This is a genomic window from Kineococcus vitellinus (genome assembly GCF_009906315.1).
Lineage (GTDB): Bacteria > Actinomycetota > Actinomycetes > Actinomycetales > Kineococcaceae > Kineococcus > Kineococcus vitellinus.
In genome coordinates this window covers 1-9,067 of sequence record NZ_JAAALL010000036.1, presented here as the reverse complement: position 1 = coordinate 9,067, position 9,067 = coordinate 1, and the positions used below count along the sequence as shown (strand labels likewise).

Here is a 9,067-nt window from a genome sequence, read left to right as displayed (position 1 = left end):
GTTCACGACCGGAGCGGTCGTGAACCGCCGCTGCACGCTCTGGGGCTCTCCGAGGTCGGCACCCGCCCAGTCTGCACCCGAAGGGCTTCCGCGCGGACCGGCAGGGCGGGTCAGGCCTCGGGGACCGTGAGGTGCCAGGTCGACGGGTCGACCTCGTCGGGGTCGGGCCCGCCGCGGCGCCCGGTGTCCAGAGCGTCGAGGCGGGCGACCTCGGCGTCGGTGAGGGTGAAGTCGAAGACGGCGAAGTTCTCCGCGATGCGGTGCGCCTTCGTGGACTTCGGGATCGCCGAGCGGCCCTGCTGCAGGTGCCAGCGCAGCATGACCTGGGCGGGGCTCCTGCCGTGGGCAGCGGCGACGGCGGCGATCGTGGGGTCCTCCAGCGCGCTGGCCCGGTCCTCGCCCCAGCCCGGGTAGAAGGTGATGCCGCCGATGGGCGACCACGCCTGGGTGAGGATGCCGTGCGCGGCGTTCGCGGCCTGCACTTCCGGTTGGGTGAAGCGGGGGTGCAGCTCGACCTGGTTGACCGCCGGCACCACGTCGGCCTGCTCCAGCAGGGCGCTCAGGTGGTGGGGCAGGAAGTTGCTGACGCCGATGGCGCGGACGGCGCCGTCGGCCAGCAGCCGCTGCAGGGCGCGGTAGGCCTGGACGGTGCGCTCGAAGTGCTGCGGCATGGGCTGGTGCAGGATGAGCAGGTCGATCTGCTCGACGCCGAGCTTGGCGGCGCTCTTGGTGAAGGCGTGCAGGGTCTGCTCGTAGCCGTAGTCGCTGACCCACACCTTGGTCTCGACGAACACGTCACCGCGGTCGAGCCCGGAGCGGCGGACGCCCTCGCCGACCTGGCGCTCGTTGCCGTAGCCGGCGGCGGTGTCGACGTGGCGGTAGCCGGTGGCCAGGGCGGTTTCGACGGCGGCCGCCGTCTCCTGCGGTGCGCTCTGGAAGACGCCGAGCCCGAGGGCGGGCATCGTCACGCCGTTGTTGAGCGTGATCGCAGGTGCGGTGCTGGACGGGGTCGTCGACGACTGCTGGCTCATGCGGTGCAGGTCCCTTCAGGGCTGGGGGTTGCGGTAGGGGTCGCGCTGCAGGTCACGGGCTCGTCGCAGCGGCTCAGGTGTCGAAGCGGTGGGTGCCCAGGAAGGCGACACCGGCGGGGTCGCGGTGGTCGAAGGCGGTGCTGGCCCCGGTGTCCAGAGCGGCGATGCGGCTCATCTCCTCCCCGGTGAGGGAGAAGTCGAAGACGTCGAGGTTCTCGGCCATCCGCTGCGGGCGCGAGGACTTGGGGATGACGACGATCTCGCGCTGGAGGAGCCAGCGCAGCACCACCTGGGCGACGGACTTGCCGTGGGCGGTGGCCAGTGCGGTCAGGACGGGGTGGGTGAGCAGGTCCTCGCGGCCCTGGCCCAGCGGTCCCCACGACTCGTGCTGCACGCCGCGCTGACGCATGACCTCCTGGTCGGCGCCGCGCTGGAAGAAGGGGTGGGTCTCGACCTGGTCGACCGCCGGGACGACCTCGTTGTGGTCGACGAGGTCGATGAGGCGGTCGGGGTGGAAGTTGGACACCCCGATGGCCCGGGCGCGGCCCTGGCGGTTCAGTTCCTCCATCGCCCGCCAGGAGCCGTAGCAGTCCCCGTACGGCTGGTGGATCAGGTACAGGTCGAGGTAGTCCAGCCCGAGGCGCTGCAGGGAGCGCTCGAAGGCTGCGGGAGCGGCCTGCTCGCCGGCGTCCTGGATCCACAGCTTGGTGGTGATGAAGAGTTCCTCGCGGGGGATGCCGCTGGCGGCGATGGCGCGCCCGACGCCGGCCTCGTTCTCGTAGGCGGCGGCGGTGTCGATGTGGCGGTAGCCGGCGGCCAGGGCGTCGGTGACGACGCGTTCGGCCTCCTCGGCGGGCACCTGGTAGACGCCGAAGCCGAGGACCGGCATCCGGACGCCGTTGTTCAGGGTGAGGGTGGGGATCGGGGCGGTCATGTCGGTGGTCCTGTCGTCGTGGATGTCGTCGTGGATGTCGTCGTGGATGTCGTCGTGGATGTCGTCGTGGATGTCGTCGTGGATGCCGTCGTGGATGCCGTCGTGGATGCCGTCGTGGATGCCGTCGTGGACGCCGTCGTGGACGCGGTGGTCCGGGGGGCGGGAGCGGCCCGCCGCGGGTGGTGGTCCCGTGTGCGCGGCCGATGTCGTGAGCGCCCGGGCGCCCCGGGGTGGTCCAGGCATCGCCGTGAGGGGCGGAGGGCGGCTGGACACCAATGTAAGAGGCGTCTAACATCATGTCAACGCGGCTGACCGGCCCGGTGGACGAGGCCCCGTGGACGAGAGCGGAGGAGCGCGGTGGGCCCACGAAGCACCTACCACCACGGCGACCTGCGGGCTGCCCTGGTGCGTGCCGCCCGCGAACTCGTGGCGGAGAAGGGGGTGGCCGGGCTCTCGGTCGCCGAGGCCGCCCGACGCGCCGGCGTCAGCGCGGCCGCTCCGTACCGCCACTTCGACGGCCGCGCCGCGCTGCTGTCAGCGGCGGCCACCGACGCCGGGCGCCAGCTGCGCGCCGAGATGCAGGCGGCGCTGGAGCGGTTGCGCCCGGGAGGTGACGGTGCGCCCGCGGGCAGCCTCGGCGAGGACGCACCGGCCACCGGCGGCCGGTGCGCGCCCGACCCCGTCGGTGAGGCCGTCGACCAGCTGGCTGCGCTCGCCCGGGTCTACGTCCGGTTCCAGCGGGCGCACGGAGCCGCCTTCGAGCTGATCCTCGCCGACGAGCTGCACGAGGTTCCCGACGAGGAGCGCCGCGAGGTGACGCGCACGCTGTTCGACCTGCTGCTGTCACCGGCGATGACCATCACCGGTGGCGTCCGGGCGGCCAACCCCTTGCTGCGCAGCTTCAGCGCCGTGGTGAACGGTTTCGCCCAGCTGTCGAGCTCGGGTGTCACCCGCGGCTATCCCACCGACCTGCGCGGGTTTCCCGACGAGGGTGAACTGGCGGCCGACGAGGCGGCGCGCGCGGTGCGGGTCCTGGCTCGCGCGGCCGCCGAAGCGGTGGCCGGAGAGCAGTGACGCCGTCCCGGCGGGGACGCCGGGTCCTGCCGCGCCGTGGAGGGTGCTCACCCGTCGGCGCGTCACCCGCGGGGCGGTGGGGGAGGACGGTGGGGAGCCGTCATCATCGGTGTGCGGATGGCGCTGTCACCGGACGAGCCCGCAGGGCGCCACGACCGTGAAGTCGCGAGCGAAGGGCTGTGCGTCCGCGCCCGGCGTGGCCGCATCGTCGTCCAGGGTCATGGAGCGGTCCGGGTCGGGCTGCTCGTCGACGGTGTCCAGGGTCGTGGACGTCAACAGCTCCTCGGGGATTCCCGGGCTGCCGGCGATGTTCCAGGTGAGCCGGGCGCCCTCCTCGGGGTCGATGGGGCCGGCGACGATGGCGCGGGCGTGCGTGGGGGCCGTCACCCGCAGCGCCTGGGTCTCGGTGAGCTCGGTGCGCCCACCTCCTCTTGCGGCGACCCGCCACTCGCCTCGCAGGGGGTCCTCAGAGCGTAGCGGGGGCGGGCGCGATCCGGAACACCGGGTGCTTGGGCCCGGCGGCCAGCAGTTCCGCCTCGCTCGCGTCGGCGTCGAGCCCGTCGAAGAACAGGCCGACCTCCCACGCCCAGCGGCGCAGGTACTCCCGCAGCAGCGGCGGCTTGTCCGCCTCGGAGACCTCCACCGCGGTGAAGACCTCCGAGCGTCGACCCGAGCGCAGCTCCCCGGTGCCCGCGGCCCGCAGGTTGCGCACCCACTGCGTGGTGCCGCGCGGGGCCACGAGGTAGCGCACCCCGTCGATCGTGAGGGGGTTCACCGGAGTGGTGCGCCACTGCCCGCTGCTGCGTCCGCGCACGGCGAGCACGCGCGAGCCCGCCAACGGCAGCCCCAGGCGTGTCGCGGCGGCCACCAGGGGGTTGAGCACGCGCCGGGTGAGGAAGTCCGGTGCCACGTAGCGCGGGGCGAACGTGTGAGCGGCGGTCTTGGATGAGAGCACTGATCTCGTCATGTGGCCCACTGTGCACCCGTCTGCACACCTTGGCAAGAGCAGTGCTCCGGGAAGTGAGCGATGCCCTCGAGAGTGAGCGTTGCTCCGGTTCGTGCGAGGATCGGGACGTGCCTGTCGTCCCGAGCGCCCGTGAGCGCGCCCGTCGCGAGCTCACCGCCGACATCCTGGCCGCCGCTCGGCGCCAGCTCGCCGCCTCCGGCGCGGCCGCGCTGTCGCTGCGCGCCGTGGCCCGCGAGCTGGGCCTGGCCTCCTCCGCCCTCTACCGGTACTTCGCCACGCGCGACGAGCTGCTGACGGCGCTGATCGTCCAGGCCTACGACGACGTCGCGGACGCGGTCGAGGCCGCGGTCGTCCCCCGGCGCGGGCGCTCGCGCCGTGCCCGCTTCACCGGGGGCTGCCGCGCGTTCCGGGCCTGGGCCCTGGAGCACCCGCACGAGTACGCCCTCGCCCACGGCTCGCCCGTGCCCGGCTACCGGGGCGACGAGCGGACCACGGCGGCCGGCGCGCGGGTCCCGCTGGCGCTGCTGTCGGTGCTGGAGGGGATGGACGCTCCCGCGACCTCCTCGCGCTTGGCGTCGCAGCTGGCCGAAGGCGCGGCTCGTGTCGCCGCGGCCGGGGGTGGGCAGGTGCCGCCGGCCCTCATCGTCACCGCCGCCCAGTGCTGGACGGCCCTGCTGGGGCTGGTGAGCAGCGAGCTGTTCGGTCAGCTGGCCAACACCTTCGACCCGGCCGACGCCTTCGCCGACGCCACGATCGAGGCGCTCGCCGACCGCCTGGGGCTGTGAGGTCGACGCCCGCGGGCGTGGCTTCGACGCACGCGCAGCGCGCTCGGCCGGCGCCCGACGAACGCAGCCGTCGACCGCCCGCTCCTCGGTAGACGCACGAGGGCTGCTCCGAGACCGTGGAGATGCGGTGGACGCTGCGACCGGTTCCCACCGCATGGACTTAGTCCGACTTAGTCCGTATTCTGAGGTCGTGACGCACACGGTGAACGTGCACGAGGCGAAGACGCACCTGTCGCGCCTGCTCGAAGCGGTCGAGCGGGGTGAGGACGTGGTGATCGCCCGCTCCGGAAAGCCCGTCGCCCGACTGGTGCCGGCCCGCTCTCGTGGGGCCCGCCGTCCCGGGAGCTGGAAGGGGCGGCTGGTCGTCGCCCCCGACTTCGACGAGACCCCGGACGACGTGCTCGCCGCCTTCCGCGGCGACATCGAGCCCCCCCTCCGGTGAACCTGCTGCTCGACACCCACGTGCTGCTGTGGTGGCTGACCGACGACGAGCGCCTGCCGGAACGCATGCGCGTCGCGGTGGCCGACGGGGAGAACGAGGTGCTCGTCTCCGCGGCCTCCGCGTGGGAGATGTCGATCAAGGCCGCGCTGGGCAAGCTGAGCGCGCCGGACGGTCTGCGCGAGGAGCTGCAGCAGCAGGGGTTCACCGAGCTGCCCGTCACCGTGGAGGACGGGCTGGCCGCTGGCGCCCTGCCGCGCCACCACGACGACCCCTTCGACCGGATGCTCATCGCGCAGGCGGCCCGGCGGGGCCTGCAGCTGCTCACCGTCGATCGGCGCTTCGGCGACTACGACGTCCGGCTCCTCTAGGGGTGGCGGCGGCTGCCGGACTCGGCGACCCGCTCGATGTGCGCTGCGCGTCGTCGCAGCACGCGCCGCAGGTGGGGCGCCAGCACCAGTCGTGCGACGACAGCTCTGGCGGACCGGCGGGGGCGGTGAGGCCCATGCGGTCGCTCATCGGGGTGCTCGCGGTGCCGCTGCGGCCCGCCCCGTCGGGGAGGACGTCGAAGAGGTGCTCGTGGTGCAGGCTGCGGAACGGGCCGCGGGTCTGCTCATCGACGAAGCGGTGCGGTCGGTCGTGAGCGGTGATCCGGCTGGTCATGCGCCAGAGCAGGCCGAAGTGGCGGGCGTGAAGGTGACCTCGTCGCCGAGCCGCCGTCGGCGCCGGCCGCTGCTGGTGGTGGCCCGCTCGCCGCTGCCGGCCAGGGCGGCGGCGTGCACGTCGACGTCGAGCTCGAGGTCGAAGACCACTCCGGGCTCAGCGGCGATGTCGGTCACCACCTCGATCACCACGGTCACCTCGGCAGCTCAGGAGTCGGCGCCCCGGACCACTCGGCCATCGGCACGACAGCCGACGTCCACGACAGCCGACGTCCACGACAGCCGACGTCCACGACAGCCGACGTCCACGACAGCCGACGTCCACGACAGCCGACGTCCACGACAGCGTCATCAGCGCGTCCTGCGCGCCGAGCACCTGGCGCGGGCGCCTAGCAGCTGACCGACTCCAGCACCTCGGCGAGGTCCACCGGTCGGCTCACCATCGGCCAGTGCCACGTCGACGCCTCACGCATGCGCCGGCGGCACCCGCAGCTGGTGCACCCGGTCCACGCTCACCGTCGACGCCCACTGCTCGATCGCGAAGCCAGGCAGCGAGCGCGGATCCAGCCGGGATCGAGCAGCATGGAGCAGCACCGAGCCGGCACCGAGCGGAGGAGAGGTCATGGACGTGCGAGGGCGCCCGTTGCACGTGGGCATCCAGTTGCAGGCACAGCGCACCGGTTGGAGCGAGTTCACCGACGCGCTGGCGGCGGTGGAGGAGCTGGGCTTCGACTCGGCGTGGACCTTCGACCACCTGCTGCCCTTCTCCGGGCCCGACGGCGGTGCGGCGTTCGAGACGCTGACCACGCTGGCGGCGATGGCGACGCTGACCCGCCGGGTGCGCATCGGCGTCCTGGTGGCCGGGGTGCTCTACCGCGACCCGGCGACGCTGGCCAAGAGCGCCGCGCTGGTGGACCACATCAGTGGCGGCCGCCTGGAGTTCTCCTTGGGTGCGGCGTGGGCGCAGCGCGAGTTCGACGCCTACGGCCTGCCGTTCCCGCCGTTGGCGCAGCGCTACGAGCGCTTGGAGGAGGCGCTGCAGATCGTCACGCAGCTGTGGAGCCGGCCGCGCACCACCTTCGAAGGTCGGCACTACCGGCTGCACGAGGCGCCGTGCGAACCCAAGCCCGTGCAGTCGCCGCACCCGCCGATCACCCTCGGTGGGTCCGGCTGGGGAACGCTGCGGATCACCGCGCGCTACGCCGACCGCTGGAACGCGCAGGGCTCACCGGAGCACTGCGCCGAGCGGGCCGCCCGGTTGCAGCGGTGCTGCGAGGAGGTGGGCCGCGACTTCGCGGAGATCGAGTTGTCGGTGCACCCCTCGGTGTCGGTGGCAGCCACCTACGAGCAGGCCGAGGAGGCCGCCGCCCGGGTCGCCGCCGCTCACGGCACCGATCTGGAGCAGCAGCGGGATCGCTGGCTGATCGGCACCCCCGAGCAGGTGGCGCAGCAGGTGCGGGCGTACACCGATCGAGGGTTCTCGCACTTCGTCTTCGGGGTGGGCCACCCCTTCGACCTCGAACCGCTGCGACTGCTGCACCAGGAGGTGCTGCCGGCCCTGCAGTGAGTGCCCTCTACGGCCGGCGCGCACCCGTCGTCACCTGCCGACCGATCCGCGTCCTTCCTGGTGCACTTCTCCTGCGTTGGAGCAGCAGTCACCGCTCCGCGGCAGCGGAGCAGGACGTGAGGGCTCTGCGCCGAGGACGAGGAGGGGCACGGACGCGGACGGATGACCGCGCTGGACGCGCAGGACGATCCACTGCGCGGTGCAGATCGCCTGCGCAGCGATCAGTGGGCCGTCGGCGGCATCGGCCTGCTGCAGGAGCTGGCCGATCAGCGCCCGGTCTGGCGCGGCTGGGGCTTCCGGCGCAGGTTCACCGACCGTGCCGCGGAGCTGGGCATCACCGCCACGACCGACTGTCGAGTGCCGGACGGCGTGGGCTTCCACGTCCTGCTGCGGCGCTGGGTGGAGAGTGCTTCCGGTGGTGCTGCGCCGGTCGACCAGGTCGGCGCAGCACTCACCCCGCAGCTGGAGCAGCCGTTGTGGGCGCGCGGCGGCGCGGTCCCGGAGGCTGCACGGCAGGGAGGGAGCTCTGGTGGCAGACCCCGGCCCGTGGTCGCTCAACGCGCTGCGCCGAGCTCACGCAGCGCGGCGAGCAGGGTCGCGAAGCGCCGGGTCCCGAGCTGCTGGGCGTACGCCGCCTCCAGCGCCGCGATCTCCTCATCGATGCGGTGCCGCACGCGTCGACCTTCGGCAGTGGGCCGCACGAACTTCACCCGCCCGTCCTGCGCGTCGGGCACCGTCTCCAGGTGCCCCGAGGCGCGCAGCGCGCTGACGAGTTCCCCCAGCGACTGCTTGGTGATGCTCGCCCGTGCGGCGAGGTCGGTCATCCGCGCGCCGCGCTCGGGGATGATGCCCAGCAGGCGCAGCTGCGAGGGGCTCAGTCCGGGCGCGTCGGGTGCCAGGCGCCCGGTCAGGTCGTGCCGAAGGCGCCGGGCGGCCGCCTCGAACACCGCCAGCACGTGCTGCGGGGGGTTGCCGTCACTCACACCGTCAGGCTACCTTACTGATTGATCAGGCAGCCTTACCGTTTGGGAGCTCGCCATGGCCGTCGCACCCTCCAGCACACCTTCTGCCGCCCCCTCTGCCGTGACCGTCCTGGGGCCCGCGCACCCCGGCCCGGACGTCCTGGCGGCCCTCACCCGCGCGATCACCGGCGAGGACGCCCACACGGTGTCCTGGTCCGCGCACGCCGTCCCCTACGTCTCCGGCTCGCCCGCCACCGCCGGCCTGCACCGGGTGCGGGGGATCACTGCGACGGGACGTGCGTGGTCGGCGTTCCTGAAGGTGCTCCAGCACCCGCGGCACTGGAACCGGCTGCACGAGGTGCCCCAGGCCCACCGGGAGGGCTTCCTGCGCGACTACCCCTGGCGCATGGAGCTCGACGCGTGGCAGCCCGCCTTCGGCGCGGCCCTGCCCGCCGGGTTGCGCGTGCCCGCGCTGCACCGCCTCGTCGAGCTCGGTGACGACAAGCTCGCGGTGTGGATGGAGGACGTCGAGCAGGACCCCGCCCCCTGGGACGACGAGCGGTTCACCCGCGCCGCCCGCCTCCTGGGCGCCTTCGCCGCCCGCCGGTGCGGACCCGCGGTGCCGAACCCGCACGGCGTGCCGCCC

General features: G+C 73.4%; 11 protein-coding genes and 1 pseudogene. 6 read left to right on the top strand and 6 right to left on the bottom strand.

Annotated elements, in window-relative coordinates:
- Nucleotides 1-110 precede the first annotated feature (110 nt).
- Nucleotides 111-1,031, bottom strand: a complete 921-nt coding sequence (locus GTQ99_RS05345) for an aldo/keto reductase (RefSeq protein WP_166614707.1) — start codon at nucleotides 1,029-1,031, stop codon at nucleotides 111-113.
- Nucleotides 1,032-1,104: 73 nt separating this feature from the next.
- Nucleotides 1,105-1,965 carry an aldo/keto reductase gene (locus tag GTQ99_RS05340; protein ID WP_205706840.1) on the bottom strand — a complete coding sequence of 287 codons (861 nt, stop codon included), beginning with the start codon at nucleotides 1,963-1,965 and terminating at the stop codon, nucleotides 1,105-1,107.
- 357 nt (nucleotides 1,966-2,322) lie between these two features.
- Between GTQ99_RS05340 and GTQ99_RS05335 the strand changes: the two genes are divergently transcribed.
- Nucleotides 2,323-3,039: a TetR family transcriptional regulator gene (locus GTQ99_RS05335; RefSeq protein WP_166614706.1), complete on the top strand. Its 717-nt coding sequence runs from the start codon at nucleotides 2,323-2,325 to the stop codon at nucleotides 3,037-3,039.
- 126 nt (nucleotides 3,040-3,165) lie between these two features.
- Here GTQ99_RS05335 and GTQ99_RS05330 read toward each other — a convergent pair whose 3' ends face one another.
- Nucleotides 3,166-3,426, bottom strand: a complete 261-nt coding sequence (locus tag GTQ99_RS05330; RefSeq protein ID WP_166614705.1) for a hypothetical protein — start codon at nucleotides 3,424-3,426, stop codon at nucleotides 3,166-3,168.
- Nucleotides 3,427-3,505: 79 nt separating this feature from the next.
- Nucleotides 3,506-4,006: a nitroreductase family deazaflavin-dependent oxidoreductase gene (locus GTQ99_RS05325; RefSeq protein ID WP_166614704.1), complete on the bottom strand. Its 501-nt coding sequence runs from the start codon at nucleotides 4,004-4,006 to the stop codon at nucleotides 3,506-3,508.
- Nucleotides 4,007-4,113: 107 nt separating this feature from the next.
- Between GTQ99_RS05325 and GTQ99_RS05320 the strand changes: the two genes are divergently transcribed.
- The 3 genes from GTQ99_RS05320 (at nucleotide 4,114) to GTQ99_RS05310 (ending at nucleotide 5,601) form a co-directional block, all read left to right on the top strand.
- Nucleotides 4,114-4,791, top strand: a complete 678-nt coding sequence (locus tag GTQ99_RS05320; protein ID WP_205706836.1) for a WHG domain-containing protein — start codon at nucleotides 4,114-4,116, stop codon at nucleotides 4,789-4,791.
- 190 nt (nucleotides 4,792-4,981) lie between these two features.
- Nucleotides 4,982-5,233: a type II toxin-antitoxin system Phd/YefM family antitoxin gene (locus GTQ99_RS05315; RefSeq protein ID WP_338074746.1), complete on the top strand. Its 252-nt coding sequence runs from the start codon at nucleotides 4,982-4,984 to the stop codon at nucleotides 5,231-5,233.
- Nucleotides 5,230-5,601 (top strand): PIN domain-containing protein, encoded by a 372-nt coding sequence (locus GTQ99_RS05310; protein ID WP_166614702.1) that lies wholly within the window; start codon nucleotides 5,230-5,232, stop codon nucleotides 5,599-5,601. Before GTQ99_RS05315 ends, GTQ99_RS05310 begins: the two co-directional genes overlap by 4 nt.
- 288 nt (nucleotides 5,602-5,889) lie before the next feature.
- Here the strand turns inward: GTQ99_RS05310 and GTQ99_RS24270 are convergent, their stop codons facing one another.
- The gene (locus GTQ99_RS24270; protein WP_205706835.1) at nucleotides 5,890-6,081 is read right to left on the bottom strand and encodes an SRPBCC family protein; all 192 of its coding nucleotides are present in this window, start codon (nucleotides 6,079-6,081) and stop codon (nucleotides 5,890-5,892) included.
- 433 nt (nucleotides 6,082-6,514) lie between these two features.
- On the opposite strand from GTQ99_RS24270, the gene GTQ99_RS05300 reads away from it, so the two are divergent.
- On the top strand, nucleotides 6,515-7,459 hold the full coding sequence (locus GTQ99_RS05300; RefSeq protein WP_166614701.1) for a TIGR03560 family F420-dependent LLM class oxidoreductase: 945 nt from the start codon (nucleotides 6,515-6,517) through the stop codon (nucleotides 7,457-7,459).
- A gap of 554 nt (nucleotides 7,460-8,013) precedes the next feature.
- On the opposite strand, the gene GTQ99_RS24805 is transcribed toward GTQ99_RS05300, so the two are convergent.
- A complete protein-coding gene (locus tag GTQ99_RS24805; protein WP_166614700.1) occupies nucleotides 8,014-8,442 on the bottom strand; it encodes a MarR family transcriptional regulator in 429 nt (142 codons plus the stop codon).
- A 55-nt stretch (nucleotides 8,443-8,497) separates the two neighbouring features.
- Here GTQ99_RS24805 and GTQ99_RS05290 point away from each other — a divergent pair.
- A pseudogene (locus GTQ99_RS05290) lies at nucleotides 8,498-9,067 on the top strand (hypothetical protein); the annotation flags it as partial.

Bases quoted from the DNA above. Each gene is read 5' to 3' on its own strand.
- GTQ99_RS05345 (WP_166614707.1), bottom strand. From the start codon at position 1,031: ATGAGCCAGCAGTCGTCGACGACCCCGTCCAGCACCGCACCTGCGATC.
- GTQ99_RS05340 (WP_205706840.1), bottom strand. From the start codon at position 1,965: ATGACCGCCCCGATCCCCACCCTCACCCTGAACAACGGCGTCCGGATG.
- GTQ99_RS05325 (WP_166614704.1), bottom strand. From the start codon at position 4,006: ATGACGAGATCAGTGCTCTCATCCAAGACCGCCGCTCACACGTTCGCC.
- GTQ99_RS05300 (WP_166614701.1), top strand. From the start codon at position 6,515: ATGGACGTGCGAGGGCGCCCGTTGCACGTGGGCATCCAGTTGCAGGCA.